Origin of the sequence: Vogesella facilis (assembly GCF_042648525.1) — a bacterium.
Taxonomy (GTDB): domain Bacteria; phylum Pseudomonadota; class Gammaproteobacteria; order Burkholderiales; family Chromobacteriaceae; genus Vogesella; species Vogesella facilis.
The window spans coordinates 1-16120 of sequence record NZ_JBHRXN010000032.1 but is presented as its reverse complement, the minus strand read 5'-3'; the positions used below and the strand labels follow the sequence as shown (position 1 = coordinate 16120).

15 protein-coding genes are annotated in these 16120 nt (G+C 66.0%); 11 read left to right on the top strand and 4 right to left on the bottom strand.

Annotation, left to right across the window (positions count from 1 at the left end; all coding sequences use genetic code 11):
• The first annotated feature begins 100 nt into the window (after nucleotides 1-100).
• On the top strand, nucleotides 101-1786 hold the full coding sequence (gene betA / locus ACFOLG_RS13695) for a choline dehydrogenase (RefSeq protein WP_386092785.1): 1686 nt from the start codon (nucleotides 101-103) through the stop codon (nucleotides 1784-1786).
• 202 nt (nucleotides 1787-1988) lie between these two features.
• Here the strand turns inward: betA and ACFOLG_RS13690 are convergent, their stop codons facing one another.
• Nucleotides 1989-2429 carry an Lrp/AsnC family transcriptional regulator gene (locus ACFOLG_RS13690; RefSeq protein WP_386092783.1) on the bottom strand — a complete coding sequence of 147 codons (441 nt, stop codon included), beginning with the start codon at nucleotides 2427-2429 and terminating at the stop codon, nucleotides 1989-1991.
• Between the two features lie 137 nt (nucleotides 2430-2566).
• Between ACFOLG_RS13690 and ACFOLG_RS13685 the strand changes: the two genes are divergently transcribed.
• Nucleotides 2567-3451, top strand: coding sequence for a DMT family transporter (locus ACFOLG_RS13685; RefSeq protein WP_386092781.1), 885 nt, complete (start codon nucleotides 2567-2569; stop codon nucleotides 3449-3451).
• 24 nt (nucleotides 3452-3475) lie between these two features.
• Here ACFOLG_RS13685 and ACFOLG_RS13680 read toward each other — a convergent pair whose 3' ends face one another.
• Complete coding sequence (locus ACFOLG_RS13680) at nucleotides 3476-4354, bottom strand: LysR family transcriptional regulator (protein ID WP_386092780.1); 879 nt, start codon at nucleotides 4352-4354, stop codon at nucleotides 3476-3478.
• A gap of 171 nt (nucleotides 4355-4525) precedes the next feature.
• On the opposite strand from ACFOLG_RS13680, the gene ACFOLG_RS13675 reads away from it, so the two are divergent.
• The 9 genes from ACFOLG_RS13675 (at nucleotide 4526) to ACFOLG_RS13635 (ending at nucleotide 14182) form a co-directional block, all read left to right on the top strand.
• A complete protein-coding gene (locus ACFOLG_RS13675) occupies nucleotides 4526-5737 on the top strand; it encodes a cyanate transporter (protein ID WP_386092778.1) in 1212 nt (403 codons plus the stop codon).
• 114 nt (nucleotides 5738-5851) lie between these two features.
• The gene (locus ACFOLG_RS13670; protein WP_386092776.1) at nucleotides 5852-6619 is read left to right on the top strand and encodes an ABC transporter substrate-binding protein; all 768 of its coding nucleotides are present in this window, start codon (nucleotides 5852-5854) and stop codon (nucleotides 6617-6619) included.
• 55 nt (nucleotides 6620-6674) lie between these two features.
• Nucleotides 6675-7364 (top strand): ABC transporter permease, encoded by a 690-nt coding sequence (locus tag ACFOLG_RS13665; protein WP_349583644.1) that lies wholly within the window; start codon nucleotides 6675-6677, stop codon nucleotides 7362-7364.
• The gene (locus ACFOLG_RS13660) at nucleotides 7361-8083 is read left to right on the top strand and encodes an ABC transporter permease (RefSeq protein WP_386092774.1); all 723 of its coding nucleotides are present in this window, start codon (nucleotides 7361-7363) and stop codon (nucleotides 8081-8083) included. The genes ACFOLG_RS13665 and ACFOLG_RS13660 overlap by 4 nt, the downstream gene beginning before the upstream one ends.
• Nucleotides 8084-8099: 16 nt before the next feature.
• On the top strand, nucleotides 8100-8867 hold the full coding sequence (locus ACFOLG_RS13655; RefSeq protein WP_386092772.1) for an ABC transporter ATP-binding protein: 768 nt from the start codon (nucleotides 8100-8102) through the stop codon (nucleotides 8865-8867).
• A gap of 38 nt (nucleotides 8868-8905) precedes the next feature.
• On the top strand, nucleotides 8906-10111 hold the full coding sequence (locus tag ACFOLG_RS13650; RefSeq protein WP_386092770.1) for an amidohydrolase family protein: 1206 nt from the start codon (nucleotides 8906-8908) through the stop codon (nucleotides 10109-10111).
• 218 nt (nucleotides 10112-10329) lie between these two features.
• The gene (locus ACFOLG_RS13645; RefSeq protein WP_386092768.1) at nucleotides 10330-11265 is read left to right on the top strand and encodes a LysR family transcriptional regulator; all 936 of its coding nucleotides are present in this window, start codon (nucleotides 10330-10332) and stop codon (nucleotides 11263-11265) included.
• A gap of 114 nt (nucleotides 11266-11379) precedes the next feature.
• Nucleotides 11380-12816, top strand: a complete 1437-nt coding sequence (locus ACFOLG_RS13640; protein ID WP_386092766.1) for a pyridoxal phosphate-dependent decarboxylase family protein — start codon at nucleotides 11380-11382, stop codon at nucleotides 12814-12816.
• 154 nt (nucleotides 12817-12970) lie between these two features.
• Nucleotides 12971-14182 (top strand): branched-chain amino acid ABC transporter substrate-binding protein, encoded by a 1212-nt coding sequence (locus ACFOLG_RS13635; RefSeq protein WP_386092764.1) that lies wholly within the window; start codon nucleotides 12971-12973, stop codon nucleotides 14180-14182.
• Nucleotides 14183-14589: 407 nt separating this feature from the next.
• Here ACFOLG_RS13635 and ACFOLG_RS13630 read toward each other — a convergent pair whose 3' ends face one another.
• Both ACFOLG_RS13630 and ACFOLG_RS13625 read right to left on the bottom strand, forming a co-directional pair.
• Nucleotides 14590-15243 carry a hypothetical protein gene (locus ACFOLG_RS13630; RefSeq protein ID WP_386092762.1) on the bottom strand — a complete coding sequence of 218 codons (654 nt, stop codon included), beginning with the start codon at nucleotides 15241-15243 and terminating at the stop codon, nucleotides 14590-14592.
• 97 nt (nucleotides 15244-15340) lie between these two features.
• A complete protein-coding gene (locus ACFOLG_RS13625) occupies nucleotides 15341-15637 on the bottom strand; it encodes a contact-dependent growth inhibition system immunity protein (protein WP_386092760.1) in 297 nt (98 codons plus the stop codon).
• Nucleotides 15638-16120 lie beyond the last annotated feature (483 nt).

Here is a 16120-nt window from a genome sequence, read left to right as displayed (position 1 = left end):
CCGCGGCAGGCGGCCCGGGCAATGCCCTGGCCGCTACCCGCTGCACGCAATACTTTGTCGGCAAGCCCCGGTCTGCAGGCAAGACGAATCGAGACGCATCATGGAACAGACTTTCGACTACATCATCATTGGTGCCGGTTCCGCCGGCTGTGTGCTGGCCAACCGCCTGAGCGAGGACCCCAGCGTCAGCGTGCTGGTGCTGGAATACGGCGGCAGCGACAAGAGCGTGATCATCCAGATGCCCAGCGCGTTCTCCATCCCGATGAACACCAAGCGCTTCAACTGGCATTTCGAGACCGAGCCGGAGCCGCATCTGGACGGCCGGCGCCTGCACTGCCCGCGTGGCAAGGTGCTGGGCGGCTCCTCGTCGATCAACGGCCTGGTGTACATCCGCGGCCACGCCTGCGACTTTGACGAGTGGCAGTCGCTGGGGGCGAAGAACTGGGGCTATGCGCACTGCCTGCCGTACTTCAAGCGCGCCGAGAGTTTCAAGTTCGGCGGTGACGACTACCGCGGCGGCGACGGCCCGCTGGCCACCAACAACGGCAACAATATGGCCAACCCGCTGTACGGCGCCTGGGTGGAGGCCGGTGCCGAGGCCGGCTACATCAAGACCGCCGACTGCAATGGCTATATGCAGGAAGGCTTCGGCGCCATGCACATGACGGTGAAGAACGGCGTGCGCTGGTCCACTGCTAATGCCTACCTGCGCCCGGCGATGCAGCGTCCCAACCTGACGGTGATCACCCACGCCATGACCCGCCGCATCCTGCTGCAGGGCAAGCGCGCGGTGGGGGTGGAGTACGACCGCGACGGGGTGACCCATAGCGTGCGCTGCCGGCAGGAGGTGCTGGTGTCGTCCGGCCCGATCGGCTCGCCGCATCTGCTGCAGCGCTCCGGCATCGGCCCGGCGGCGGTGTTGCGCCAGGCCGGCATCGAGGTGAAGCACGACTTGCCGGGGGTGGGCGAGAACCTGCAGGATCACAGCGAGATCTACATCCAGTACGCCTGCAAGCAGCCGATCACCCTCAACGGCAAGATGAGCCTGTGGGGCAAGGCGCTGATCGGCCTGCGCTGGCTGCTGTTCAAGGATGGCCTGGGCGCCAGCAACCACTTCGAGGCCGGCGGTTTCATCCGCTCCGCCAAGGGGCTGCGCTGGCCGGACATCCAGTTCCACTTCCTGCCGGCGGCGATGCGCTACGACGGCGACAAGCCGTTCAAGGGCCATGGCTTCATGGTGCTGACCGGCCCCAACAAGCCGAAGAGCCGCGGCTATGTGCGGGCGCGTTCCGCCGACCCCTACCAGCACCCGGAAATCCGCTTCAACTACCTGCAGAGCGAGGAGGACCGCGAAGGCTTCCGCCGCTGCGTGCGGCTGACGCGCGAGATCCTGGCGCAGCCGGCGATGGACGCCTACCGCGGCGAGGAGCTGGCGCCGGGGCCGCAGGTGCAGACCGATGAAGAGATCGACGCCTTCGTGCGCGCCAACATGGAAAGCACCATGCACCCGTGCGGCTCCTGCCGCATGGGCGAGGACGACATGGCGGTGGTGGATTCCGAGCTGCGGGTGCGCGGCATCGCCGGCCTGCGGGTGATCGACTCCTCGGTGTTCCCCACCGAGCCGAACGGCAACCTGAACGCGCCCACCATCATGCTGGCCGAACGCGCCGCCGACCTGGTGCGCGGGCTGGCGCCGCTGGCAGCGGCCGAGGTGGCGGTGGGCATGGTGGACGGCTGGGAAAACGCCCAGCGCAGCGGCCAGCCACAGCGCCAGTACAGCGCCTGATTATTTTCCTCCCTTGCTTCTGCACTGTGCGGCCAACCTTTTGCTCGGGTTGGCCGTTTTTTTTTGAGTGTGTGCACGATGTTGCGAGCTAGGGCGAGACAAGGCGGCAACTGCGGGGCGCGGAAGTGACCTGCAGTCAATGCGCATCTCCGAGCCGGATTCACGCCGTAGCGCCGACGCGCAGCAGATCGTGAGCACGCGCTCAGGGCTGCAGCGGCGGCAGCCGGCGCAGCACCGGGCTGGCCTTGACGATGCTGGTGCTGCTGCTGGCCAGCTCGGCAAAGCCGTCCAGGATCTCGTCCAGCTGGCCGATGTCGCGCAGCAGCAGGCGGGCGATGTAGCAGTCTTCGCCGGTCACCTTGTCGCACTCGGTGATCTGCGCGGTGGCGACGATGCGCGCCTCCAGCGCCTTCAGCTGCCCCGGCAGCGGCCGCAGCCGCACCATGGCCTGCAGGCTGTAACCCCATTGCCGCCAGTCCAGCTCCGGGGTGTAGCCGCGAATCGCCCCTTGCTCCTCCAAGCGCTTCAGCCGCTCCGACACGCTGGGGCCGGACATCTTCAGCTGCCGCGCCAGCTCGGCGATGCTGCTGCGCGCGTCGCTGGCCAGCAGGCCCAGCAGCTGTACGTCGATCCAGTCTTTCATTGCAGGCAATTCCGTACTTTGGGCGATAAATGCAAGGTAACAGCCCGGTTTTGCCTTGCAAAGCCCATTCAGCCAGCTGCGCGACTTGCTTATGCTGTTGCACACTTAATGCCTGCAAGCGCGAGGAGAACGGGATCATGACGCAACAACTACGCAGCGGCGTGCTGCAAATGCTGGCCGCGATGGCGCTGTCCGGCACTATCGGCTGGTTCGTGCTGCAGTCCGGCCAGCCGGTGTGGAACGTGGTATTCGTGCGCTGCCTGCTGGGCGCGCTGGGGCTGGGGCTGTACGCCTGGTGGCGCGGGCTGTGGCAGACGTGGCCGTTTACCGCGCGCAGCCTGGCCTGGTGCGTGGCCGGTGGCGTGGCGCTGGTGGGCAACTGGCTGCTGCTGTTCAATGCCTACCACTACAGCTCGATCGGCATCGCCACCGTGGTGTATCACACCCAGCCGTTCTGGCTGCTGCTGCTCGGCCGCCTGCTGCTGGGCGAGGCGCTGACTACGCGCAAGTTGGCCGCGGTGGCGGTGGCGTTCGCCGGCATGCTGCTGATCGTGCAGCCGGGGCAGGGCGGCAGCGGCAGCCTGCTGGGGGTGCTGCTGGCGCTGGGCGCCGCGGTGCTGTACGCGGTGGTGACGCTGATCAGCAAGCAGCTGCCGAAGACGCTGGCGCCCAGCCACATCGCCTGCGTGCAGACGCTGACCGGCGTGCTACTGCTGTGGCCGCTGCTGGACAACGCCAGCCTGTGGGTGGCCGGCGGCCACTGGGGCTATCTGGCCACGCTGGGGCTGGTGCACACCACGCTGATGTACATCATCATGTACGCCGCCTTCCGCCAGCTGCCCACGCACTGGATCGGCCTGCTCGGCTTCAGTTACCCGGTGGTGGCGCTGCTGGTGGACTACCTGGCCTATGGCCGGCTGCTGGATGGCTGGCAGCTGCTGGGGGTGCTGCTGATTGTTGCGGCCAACGTGTGGGGGCTGCAGCGCGCACCGCAGGCGGCGCCACGGCCGGCGCGGGCCTGAGCTGCCCCTCTGACGCCGCTGTGCTTAGCCGCGCGCCTCGGCCTGCATCACCGCCTCGCACAGCGCGCGCAGCCGCTGCGCCAGGTCGCGCACCCGTTGCGGCGCTTCCGCGCGGCTGTGCAGCACCAGTTCCAGCGGCGGCAGCGCGGCAAAACCGTCGTCTGCCGTCAGCTGGCGGTGGCCGGCTAGCGCCAGCCGCGCCGGCAGCAGGCTGATGCCCAGCCCGCTGGCCACCGCCGAGCGCACGCTGGCCAGGCTGGCGCTGCTGTAGGCGATGCGCCAGCGCCGGCCGCTGCTTTCCAGCGCGTGGATCATCTCGTCGCGGTACAGGCCACCCACCGGAAACACCACCAGCGGCACGATGTCCTGCTGCCAGGTCGGGTGCTGGCGGCTGTCCAGCCACGCCAGCGGCTCCGGCCACGCCGCGTCGCCGACGGTGTGGCCCTGGCGCTGCTTCACCAGCACCAGATCGTAGCTGCCGGCGCAGAACTGCTGCCACAGGGTATTGCTCAGCCCGCTGCTGACTTCCAGCCGGATCGCCGGGTTGTCGCGGGCGAAGGCGGCCAGCACCGGCGTCAGCAGGTCGGCGGCGAAGTCTTCCGGCACCCCGAGCTGGATCTCGCCCTGCACCTGGCCTTCGCGCAGTTCCGCCACCGCGTCCTCCATCAGCGCCAGCAGCTTGCGCGCGTGCACCAGCAGCCGCGCGCCGCTTTCGGTGGTCACCACGTAGCGGCCGCTGCGATCCAGCAACTCGCTGCCCAGTTGTTCTTCCAGCCGGCGCAGATGCTGGCTGACGGTGGATTGGCTCAGGTGCACGCGGTCGCCGGCACGGGTGAAGCTGCCGCTTTCCACCACCGCCACGAAGCTCTGCAGCAGCACCGGGTCCAGTATCGGATTGATCATTGCGTTTCCCACTGCAAGCTAGTTGAACATTTAATTTCTAAATTATAGCGCCGCTCCCTAGACTGCAAGCAAGCCAATCGTGCCTGCACCGTCGCAGGCTTACCGGAGCCAAACCATGTCGTCCTCCCGCCCGTTGTCCCTTGCCCCGCGCGCCGCCGGCGCCGCCCGGCCATGAGCGTTGCCCGCACCGCCGCCTGGCCGTTGCCGCGCCAGCAGGCGCTGGCGGCGCTGCTGCTGCTGGCGCTGATCGCGCTGAATCTGCGGCCGTTCCTCACCTCGGTGGGGCCGGTGCTGGACCTGCTGCGCAGCGATACCGGGCTGGGCTTTCGCGCCGCGGCGGTGCTCACCGCCTTGCCGTTCGTGCTGATGGGGCTGCTGGCCTTCGCCGGCGCGCGGCTGGCCGGTGCCATCGGCGAGCGCCGCACCGTGGCGCTGGCGCTGCTGCTGCTGGCCGCCGGCTGCGCCTCGCGCGCCTGGGTCAGCGACAGTGCCGGCTTGATTGCCGGTGCCGGCGTGGCCGGGGCCGGGGTGGCGGCGATCCAGGCGCTGATGCCGGGGGTGGCCAAGCGGCTGTTTCCCGAGCGCGTCGGCCTGGCGATGGGGGTGTATTCCGCGGCGCTGGTCGGCGGCGGCGCGCTGGGTGCGCTGAGCAGCCCGTGGCTGGCGCAGTTTGGCGGCTGGCGGCTGGCGCTGGCGGTATGGCTGCTGCCGGCGCTGCTGGCGTTGCTGTTGTGGTGGCGGCAGGCGGCACGCCATGCGCCGCCCGCGGCGGGGGAGTCGCCGGCGCTGTCGCTGCGCGCCTGTGGCCGCAACCGCCGCGCCTGGCTGCTGGCGCTGTATTTCGGCCTCACCAACAGCGGTTATTCCAGCCTGGTGGCGTGGCTGCCGTCGTTCTATCGCGAGCAGGGCATGCCGGCGCAGGCTGCGGCCAACCTGCTGGCCGGGCTGGCGCTGTGGCAGGCGCTGGCGGCGCTGCTGTTCCCGCTGCTGTCGCGCCGCCATGGCGATCATCGCCCGCTGCTGTGGCTGGCGCTGGCCTGCCAGGCCGTGGCGCTGGCCGGCTTTGCCTGGTGGCCGCTGCTGGCGCCGTGGTGCTGGGCGGTGCTGGCCGGCATCGGCCTGGGAGGTTTCTTCGCGCTGTGCCTGCTGCTGGTGCTGGAGCACCTGCCGGACGCGGCGCGCGCCGGCACCCTGGCCGCCTTCGTGCAGGGCTGCGGTTTCCTGCTCACCGCCGCCGGCCCCTGGCTGATGGGCTGGTGGCGCGAACGCGGCGGCCAGTTCGCCGGCGGCTGGAGCTGGCAGCTGGCCATCGTGCTGGCGATGCTGCTGCTGACCGCAAGATTTTCCCCGGCAAGCTATCCGCGCAGCATGCGCGGCCTGTGAACCGGGCGGGCGCTGGGCGTCAGCCCGCCGTCCAAGCACGGCCAACCACTACAACAGCAATCCCAAGGTTGGCCGCAACTCGCTGTACCCGTCGCAACAAAGGAGATTAGCAATATGAAACAACTTGCCCTGGCCACCCTGCTGGCCTGCATCGCCACCGGCGCCGCTGCCCAAGACTGGAAAGTCATCCGCTTCGGCGTCAATCCGAGTTACGCCCCGTTCGAATCCAAGGCCGCCAGCGGCGAGCTGGTCGGCTTCGACATCGACCTGGGCAATGCGCTGTGCGCCAAGCTGAAAGCCAAGTGCGTGTGGGTGGAGAACGCCTGGGACGGCATCATCCCGGCGCTGAAGGCGAAGAAGTTCGACGCCATCCTGTCGTCGATGGCGGTGACCGAAAAGCGCCTGCAGCAGATCAGCTTCAGCGACAAGATCTACAACGTGCCGCCGCGACTGGTGGCGAAGAAGGGCAATGCGCTGCAGCCGGCGCCGGACACCCTGCGCGGCAAGCGCATCGGCGTGGAGCAGGGCTCCACCGCCGAGGCCTATGCCAAGGCCTACTGGGAGCCGAAGGGCGTCACCGTCACCTCGTACCAGAACCAGGACCAGGTGTATCAGGATCTGACCTCCGGCCGGCTGGATGCGGCGTTCCAGTCTTCGGTGCAGGCCGAGCTGGGCTTCCTCAAGACCGCCGCCGGGCGTGACTACGCCTTTGCCGGCAACGGCGTGGCCGACAGCAAGACCCTGGGTGTCGGCGCCGCCATCGGCCTGCGCAAGGAAGACGGCGATCTGGCGCAGCAGCTGAATCGCGAGCTGGCCGAGCTGCACAAGGACGGCAGCTACAAGCGGCTGTCCGCCAAGTACTTCTCCTTCGACATCTACTAAGCCGCCGCCGGCAGCGGGCGCGGCGGTCTGGCCGCCCCGTCCGGCAAGGAGATTCATCATGTTACAAGGCTATGGGCCGCTGATCGCCAGCGGCACCTGGATGACGCTGCAGCTGGCGCTGCTGGCCTTGGCGGCGGCGCTGCTGCTGGGCCTGGCCGGCGCCAGCGCGCGGCTGTCGGCCAGCCGCCTGCTGCAAACGTTGGCCGCAGGCTATACCACGCTGATCCGCAGCGTGCCGGATCTGGTCACCATGCTGCTGCTGTTCTACAGCCTGCAGATCGCGCTGAACCACCTCACCGAATGGGCCGGGCTGGCGCAGATCGACATCGACCCGTTTGTGGCCGGGGTGGTGACGCTGGGCATCATCTACGGCGCCTACTTTACCGAGACCTTCCGCGGCGCGTTCCAGGCGGTGCCGCGCGGCCAGCTGGAGGCGGCCGTGGCCTACGGCATGACGCCGTGGCAGGTGTTCCGCCGCGTGCTGTTCCCGCAGATGATGCGCTTCGCGCTGCCCGGCATCGGCAACAACTGGCAGGTGATGATCAAGGCCACCGCGCTGGTGTCGATCATCGGCCTGTCCGACGTGGTGAAAGCCACCCAGGACGCCGGCAAGGGCTCGCTGCAGCTGTTCTTCTTCAGCCTGGTGGCGGCGGCGATCTATCTCGCCATCACCACGGTATCCACCCTGTTGCTGGCGTGGCTGGGTCGCCATTACGCCGCCGGCGTGAGAAAGGCCGAGCTATGAACCAGATCATTGCCATCGTGCAGGAATACGGCCAGGCCTATCTGTGGAGCGACGGCTACCGCCTGTCCGGCCTCGCCATGACGCTGTGGCTGCTGCTGTTGTCGATTGCCATCGGCTTCGTGCTGTCGGTGCCGCTGGCGGTGGCGCGGGTGGCGCCCAACCGCTTCATCAGCGGCCCGGTGTGGCTGTATACCTATGTGTTCCGCGGCACGCCGCTGTATATCCAGCTGCTGATCATCTATTCCGGCATCTACAGCCTGGAGTCGGTGCGGGCGCAGCCGCTGCTGGACGCCTTCTTCCGCGAAGGCTTCAACTGCACGCTGCTGGCGTTTGCGCTGAATACCTGCGCCTACACCACCGAGGTGTTCGCCGGCATGATCCGCGAAACCCCGCACGGCGAGATCGAGGCGGCGCGCGCCTTCGGCATGTCGCGCTTCACCCTGTACCGCCGCATCATCCTGCCCTCGGCGCTGCGCCGCGCGCTGCCCTCGTACAGCAACGAGGTGATCCTGATGCTGCATTCCACCTCCATCGCCTTTACCGCCACCGTGCCGGACCTGCTGAAAGTGGCGCGCGACGTGAACTCGGCCACCTACGCCTCGTTCGAGGCCTTCGGCCTCGCCGCCGTGCTGTACGCCTGCGTGGTGTTCGCGCTGGTGTGGCTGTTCCGTCGCTGCGAGCGCCGCTGGCTGGCCTTCCTGCAACCGCGAGCGCATTAATCTGGGAGAACTCAACATGTACCAACTGACAGTAGAAGAACTGCACAAGCAGTACGGCACGCACCAAGTGCTGAAGGGCGTGTCGCTGCAGGCCAAGGCCGGCGACGTGATCAGCATCATCGGCTCGTCCGGCTCCGGCAAGAGCACCTTCCTGCGCTGTATCAACTTCCTGGAGCAGCCGAGCAAGGGCCGCATCCGGGTGGGCAACGAGGAAATCCGCACCGTGGCGGACAAGCACGGCGCGCTGCGCGCCGCCGACGCGCGCCAGCTGCAGCGGCTGCGCACCCGGCTGGCGATGGTGTTCCAGCATTTCAACCTGTGGGGGCACATGACGGTGCTGGAAAACGTGATCGAGGCGCCGGTGAACGTGCAGGGGCTGGCGCGCGAGGAAGCCATCGCGCGGGCGCGCAAATATCTGGCCAAGGTGGGGCTGGCCGCCGCGGTGGAGGACAAATACCCGTCGCACCTGTCCGGCGGCCAGCAGCAGCGGGTGGCCATCGCCCGCGCGCTGGCGATGGAGCCGGACGTGATGCTGTTCGACGAGCCGACCTCGGCGCTGGACCCGGAGCTGGTGGGCGAGGTGCTGCGCGTGATGCAGGCGCTGGCGGAGGAGGGCCGCACCATGGTGGTGGTCACCCACGAGATGGGCTTTGCGCGCGAGGTGTCCAACCACGTGATCTTCCTGCACCAGGGCCGCATCGAGGAGCAGGGCGACCCGAAACAGGTGCTGGTGGCACCCAGGAGCGAGCGCCTGGCGCAGTTTCTGTCCGGCAGCCTGAAATAAGGCAGCCGGCCATGTTCAACACAGCAAGCGAGACAAACATGCAACACCCGTACTGGCTGCGTAACGTCCGCCCCTATGGCGGCGCGGCGGAAGACATCGAAATCGTGGCCGGCCGCATCGGCGCACGGCGGCCGGCGGCCAAGCTGCCGCTGGCAGCCGGCGATATCGATGGCGGCGGCCAGCTGCTGACCCCGCCCTTGGTGGAGGCGCACACCCACCTCGACAAGACGCTGTGGAGCCTGCCGTGGCAGCCGCACAGCGCCGCCGACAACCTGCGCGCGCGCATCGACAACGAGCGCCGCATCCTGCGCGAGCAGACGGTGCCGATCGCCGCGCGCGCCGGCGCGCTGCTGGAGCACTGCATCGCCCAGGGCACCCAGCTGCTGCGCTGCCACGTGGATGCCGATCCGGAGCTGGGCTGGGCGCATATCGAGGCCATGTTCGAACTGCGCCGGCAGTACGCCGAGCTGATCGACATCGAGTTCGTCACCTTCCCGCAGGCCGGCCTCGTCACCCGCCCCGGCGCCGCCGCGCTGATGCGCCAGGCGCTGGCAGCCGGCATGGAGAACGTCGGCGGGCTGGACCCGTGCGGCATCGACGGCGACCCGGTCGCGCAGCTGACGCAGGTGTTCGCGCTGGCTGCCGAGTTCGACCGCGGCGTCGACATCCACCTGCACGACGGCGGCGAGCTGGGGCTGTGGCAGATCGCGCGCATCTGCGACTTTACCGAGCAGTACCGGCGGCAGGGGCGGGTGATGCTCAGCCACGCCTTCTGCCTCGGCATGCTGCCGTGGCCGAAAGTGGCGCCGCTGGCAGCAAGGTTGGCCGCCAACGGTATCAGCATCGTCACCACCGCGCCGGCGGACATCGGGGTGCCGCCGTTTGCCGAGCTGAGCGCCGCCGGGGTGACAGTGTGCCTCGGCTCGGACGGCATCCGCGATGCCTGGTCGCCGATGGGCAACGGCGACATGCTGGAGCGGGTGATGTTGCAGGCCTACCGCTTCTACGAGCGCACCGACGCCGGGCTGCGGGCGGCGTTCGATGCCGGCACCGTCAACGGCGCCCGCGCACTGGGGCGGGCCGATTACGGGCTGGCGCCGGGCCAGCCGGCGCACTTCCTGCTGCTGCCGGCCCAGACGGTGGGTGAGGCCATCGCGCTGCGCCCGCGCGCACGCACGGTGATCCGCCACGGCCGGGTGATCGCCCGCGATGGCGTGCTGCTCAATAGCCGGCTAAGCGCGTAGTAAGCGGGCGGGCTGGCGGCGCCGCCGCGAGGAACGGCGGCAAGGTTGGCCGCAGCCGCTTTGCGGCCAACCTTGCGCTGCGGCGGTCGCCCGGATGGCTGCCGTTGCGGCGGGCGCCACGGCGCTTAACGGGCGATAGGGCAGGGCCACGCCGGCGTAGGCGGCATTAAATTTACATGTTAAGTTTCTGCGGTCTTGAAAGCTCCCCCGAGGAAACCATGCCGCTTTCAAACCTCAGCTTTGCCCTGCTGCACACCCTGGACGTGTTGCTGGAAACCCGCAACCTCAGCCATGCCGCCGTGCGGCTCGACAGCAGCCAGCCGGTGCTGAGCCGGCAGCTGGCGCAGCTGCGGCAGGAGTTTGACGACCCGCTGCTGGTGCGGCACGGCCGCGAATACGTGCTGACGCCGCGGGCCGAGACGCTGGTCGGGCCACTCAAGCACCTGCTGGCAGAAATGGCGGCGCTGCTCAGCCCGGCCTCGTTTTCTCCCGCCCGTTGCCAGCGCCGCTTCGAGTTGGCCGCCTCCGATTACATTGCCGACCACATGCTGCCCCTGCTGATGCAGCGGTTGGCCAGCCATGCACCCCAGGTCTCGTTGCGCTATCACACCTGGCAGCCCCGGCAGTTTGACCTGCTGGCCAGCGGCGGCCTCGACCTGATCACCAGCATGCTGGACGACGTGCCGGACGAGCTGCATGGCAAGCTGCTGGGCGAGGACCGGCCGGTGTGCGTGATGCACCGGCAGCATCCGCTGGCCGCCTGCCAGGCGCTGGCGCAGGCAGACTATCTGGCCTGGTCGCATGTGCGCATTTCCGGCGGCGGCGACAAGGACAGCTTTATCGACCAGCACCTGAGCCAGCAGCGCCTGCGCCGCAGCCTGCGGCTGGAGGTGCCGTTCTATACCGCCGCCTTGCGCGTGGTGAGCGACAGCCGCTTGCTGGTCACCCTGCCGGAGCATATCGCCGCCAGCCTGGCGCAGGTCTACCCCATCTGCTGGCGGCCGCTGGATTTCATCAGCCATACCCATCGCTACTGGGTGCTGTGGCACAGCCGCACCCACCACGACCCGGCGCACCAATGGTTTCGCAACCAGGTGCACGCGCTGTGGCAGGAGTCGCGCTTCGGCGTGAGCCACTATCGCGCGGGGCAGTAACTATCCGGTTTTTGCATGCCTGCTATGCGGCGCGCGGTGTTCTTGCCTGGCGCACTCCCCCTCTAGACTGGCCGCAGCATCTAGACGGATGTGTCAATTCAAGGAGCGCATGCCATGACCCCAGACGAGTTTCGTCGCTACGGCCATCAACTGATAGACCGCATCGCCGACTATCGCAGCAATGTCGCCAGCCTGCCGGTGATGGCGCAGGTTGAACCCGGCCAGCTCAAGGCGGCCTTGCCCAAGGCGCCGCCGCAACAGGCGGAGCCATTCGAGGCGCTGTTCGCGGATGTCGACCGGCTGATCATGCCGGGGCTGTCGCACTGGCAGCATCCGAGTTTCTTCGGCTACTTCCCCTCCAACGGCACGCTTGCCTCGGTGCTGGGCGATTACCTCAGCACCGGCCTGGGGGTGCTGGGGCTATCGTGGCAGTCCAGCCCGGCGTTGACGGAGCTGGAAGAAACCACCACCGACTGGCTGCGCCAGATGGTGGGGCTGTCGGCGCAGTGGAGCGGCGTGATCCAGGACACCGCCTCCACTTGCACGCTGCTGGCGCTGATCTGCGCCCGCGAACGCGCCTCCGGCTATTCGCTGGTCAGTGGCGGCATGCAGGCGCTGGACAAGCCGCTGATCATCTATGTGTCGCGCCAGGCGCACAGCTCGGTGGACAAGGCGGCGCTGCTGGCCGGCTTCGGCAAGGACAACATCCGCTACGTGGAGACCGATGCCGATTTCGCGCTGCTGCCCGCCGCCCTGGAGCAGGCGATCCAGGCCGACCTGGCCGCCGGCCTGCAGCCATGCGCCATTGTCGCCACCACCGGCACCACCACCACCACCGCCAGCGACCCGCTGGCGGCCATCGGCGCTATCGCCCGAACGCATGGCCTGTGGTTCCACGTCGATTCGGCGATGGCCGGTTCGGCGATGCTGCTGCCGGAGTGTCGCTGGATGTGGGACGGCATCGAGCAGGCCGACTCGCTGGTGCTGAACGCGCACAAATGGCTGGGCGTGGCGTTCGACTGCTCGCTCTACTATGTGCGCGACCAGGAGCACCTGATCCGGGTGATGAGCACCAACCCGAGCTATCTGCAATCCAAAGTCGACAGCGAAGTGAAAAACCTGCGCGACTGGGGCATTCCGCTGGGGCGCCGCTTCCGTGCGCTCAAGCTGTGGTGCCTGATCCGCGCCGAAGGGGTGGAAGGCCTGCAGCAGCGGCTGCGCCGTGACCTGGCCAATGCCAAATGGCTGGAGGCGCAGGTGTGCAATGCGCCGGACTGGCAGGTGCTGGCGGCGGTCAATCTGCAGACGGTGTGCCTGCGCCATGCGCCGGCTGGTTTGGCGGGCGAGGAGCTGGACCGCCACACCCTGGCCTGGGCCGATGCGCTCAACCAGTCCGGCCAGGCCTATGTCACCCCCGCGATTCTGGATGGCCGCTGGATGGTACGCATCTCGATCGGCGCGCTGCCGACCGAACGCGAGCATGTGGCCGCACTGTGGCAGCACATGCAGCAGGCGGCTGCCGCGAGCCTGCCGCCACCGCTCCGCGCCTGAACCGCAGGCGGGTAGCGCCCCGCCTGCATCCCGCGTGTTTTCCCCTTGTTTCTTCCCTTGTTGCTGCTTGCTCCGTCCGGCAAGCAGCGGGGAGTGTTTTGCCGTCCGATCCGTAACAGCACAACAGCATCGCCACACTACCTAGGAGCAAATCATGGAAAAATTCGTAACGCTGGGCGCCTGCACGGCGGTCGCCCTGGCATTGGCGGCCTGCGGCGCCAAGCCGGCGACAGAGGGCGAACAGGCCACCGCGCAGCCTGATGCGGCCAACCCCTCAGCGGCAACCGTCATCAAGATCGGCCAGGTGTCGCCGATGACCGGGCCGATCGCCCACCTGGGCAAGGACAACGAGTACGGTGCCAGGCTGGCGATTGCGGATCTGAACGCGGAAGGCATCGAAATCGGCGGCAAGAAGGTTCAGTTCGAGCTGGTGTCCGAGGACGACCAGGGCGACCCGAAAATCGGCACCCAGGTGGCGCAGCGGCTGGTCGATGCCGGCGTGGTCGGCGTGGTCGGCCACTTGAACTCCGGCACCACCATTCCGGCGTCCAAGATTTACGCGGATGCCGGCCTGCCGCAGATTTCCCCGTCGGCCACCAATGCCGACTACACCAAGCAGGGCTTCAAGACCACGTTCCGGGTGATTGCCAATGATGTGCAGCAAGGCACGGCGCTGGGGCAGTTCGCGGTGGCGGGCCTGAAAGCGAGCAAGGTCGCCATCATCGACGATCGTACGGCGTATGGTCAGGGCCTGGCCGACGAGTTCGAAAAGGCGGTCAAGGGCAAGGGCGCCAGCGTGGTAAAACGCGAGTTCACCAGCAATACCGCCACCGACTTCAACGCCATTCTCACCGCCATCAAGGCCACGCAGCCGGACGTGGTGTTCTACGGCGGCATGGATGCCCAGGCCGGCCCGCTGGCCAAGCAGATGAAGCGCCTCGGCCTCAAGGCCCGGCTGCTGGGCGGCGATGGCTGGCAGTCGCCGGAGTTCATCAAGCTGGCCGGCGGTGCCGCGGAAGGGCAGTACGCCTCCAGCTGCGGCGTGTCGCGCGACAAGATGCCCGGCTTTGCCGCGTTCGATAAGAAGTTCAAGGCCACCTTCAACGCCGAGGTGCAGGTCTACGCCCCGTACGAATACGATGCCGTGCGCGTGCTGGTTGACGCCATGCAGCGGGCCGGCTCGGCGGAGCCGCAGCACTACCTGCCCGCAGTGGGCAAGACCAGCTACCGCGGTGTCACTGGCAAGATTGCCTTTGATGACAAAGGCGACATCAAGAACGGCGCGGTGACCGTGTACCAGGTTAAGAATGGTAAATGGAGCGTGGTTTCAACCATCGGCGGCGAACAGCCGACCGCGGCCCCGTGATGTAAACATTTCCCCTGATGGTGACTTTGGCCAGCATGCTGCTGGCCTTTTTTATGGCCCCCGCTAACTGGCCAGCATGATGCATGGTTAGGCATGTCGTTTAGCGCGGTCAGCCGAGCGGCGCTTGGCGAGGGCGGCGTTTGCCTGCCTGCGCCGGGCTGCCGGCAGTTTGCTGCGCGGAGTGGCCGTGCGGATGGCCGGATGCGGCCAACCTTTTTGCGGTAGTAGTTGCCCCAATGCTGTCAGTCAAGCTGCTAGGGGCAAGATGGCTGCTATCAGCGTGGAGCAGTTACCCAAGCCGACCACTCAAGGGCAACAGTTCGGCCAAAGCGGACACTCTCTGAGTGACGTTAGACGGTTCGCTACTGAGACCAAGCAGTCACTGGCGAATTGGCAACGCAGACATCTCACTCCGATCTTGAGAATTCACGACCATCGGAGAACTTCCAAGCAAAAAGGGTGCGTTCAACGCAATCGCATCGTTGTCCGGTTTCAGGGCAGTGCTCGTTAAATAGTGCATGATCTTCTATGTAATGGAGTTTCACCATAAAAAATGTCTTGCCCTGTTGTCTTGCGAGTGGAATAGCCTCTTGTTCACCGAAATCTGACAACATAAACAACAGACCCCAAGCATCGAATGGATTGGCGGATACCTCCACACCAAAATGAGTAGATGGTTCTGCTGCGGCAAAGCGGGTAAAGATGTATGAGGAACGATCACCATCAATTGGCGCGCGCTTGAACGGATAGGTCATTACTCGACAGCCATCATAGGATTTCCATCCCGCTGACTTGAGTGGGCGAGAGATTGATTCACAAATATCTTCGGGGGCATGGTCAGTGGAAAACAGCTTCGTAATTTCGGCGGTCTTGCATATTCGACTCACTTCTTGCTCTTGATAAACAAGAGTGCTTCCTGCCGGAACGGAGATGGCCAATGAGTAGCTTGAGAGAACAATCTCTAGAAGCTTCTGGTTCTCGACTCTCGCTCGGCTTAAGTGGTAGTAATACGTTGCGACAGCAACGAATAAAATTACGCCAATCGTCAGTACCCGTTTCATTGCGCTATTTGTGACGCCCAACGTTTAAAAGTAACTGGCTGCCGGAACGCGCAGCGTGGAGGCAGTCCAGTTGACTGCAAGGTTGGGCGCAATGAACTCACCTCACTAGCTCGGCACTGACACTACCTAGCCACAAACTGAAATTTGGACCGCCAAGATCTGGTCGAGGAGTGTAGTAGCAACCAAGCTCGTTGAAAAGGAACGATTCAAGAGCTTTCTCAGACGGAGATGTTGCCACTAACGCTTGAATTTCGTCAGCGATTGCACGAGCCGCAACATCACCCGAATCTGCGCGATAGCGCAGCACGACAGCTTCCCAAGTCGGGTCATCAAGCAAGTAATCTTGGTGGAAGTAGCCAGCAAAGAACTCTTTAAGTAATTCCGTCGATTGCATTGTTATGTGGCCCAACGTGGAAATAACCGGACTGCGCGGCTTTTCGCGCAGGTCCGGTTGATTGCAGGGTTATGCGTAATTAGCATAATTCGACTGCTGGCTCTTTTGAGGACGGATCATTGGGCCACGGTGAGTTGGTTACGCACTCCACCACACTGCCCTTTAACGTGTAGTCGTAGTACATGCGCGAATTCTCGTTCTTTGGTGCTCCGTAGTAGTACCAAGACCACTTGACCCTCGATGCACTGGGAATCCTCAACACAATTCCATCTGTGATGAGCCCAGAGGGATTCCACACTTCTAGGACTTCACCATCCTCGAACTCTATTTTGAGGCACTCACCATCGAAGGACGCCTTTACTGAAACATGGTAGTTGTCCATCGGGCGACCAAACCAACAGCTGAATCGCCCCAGCTTCTCTAGACACTCTTGAGCCGTTGGAAATATTGCTTCTCAAACTCTACCGGCGATAGCCCGTTTGC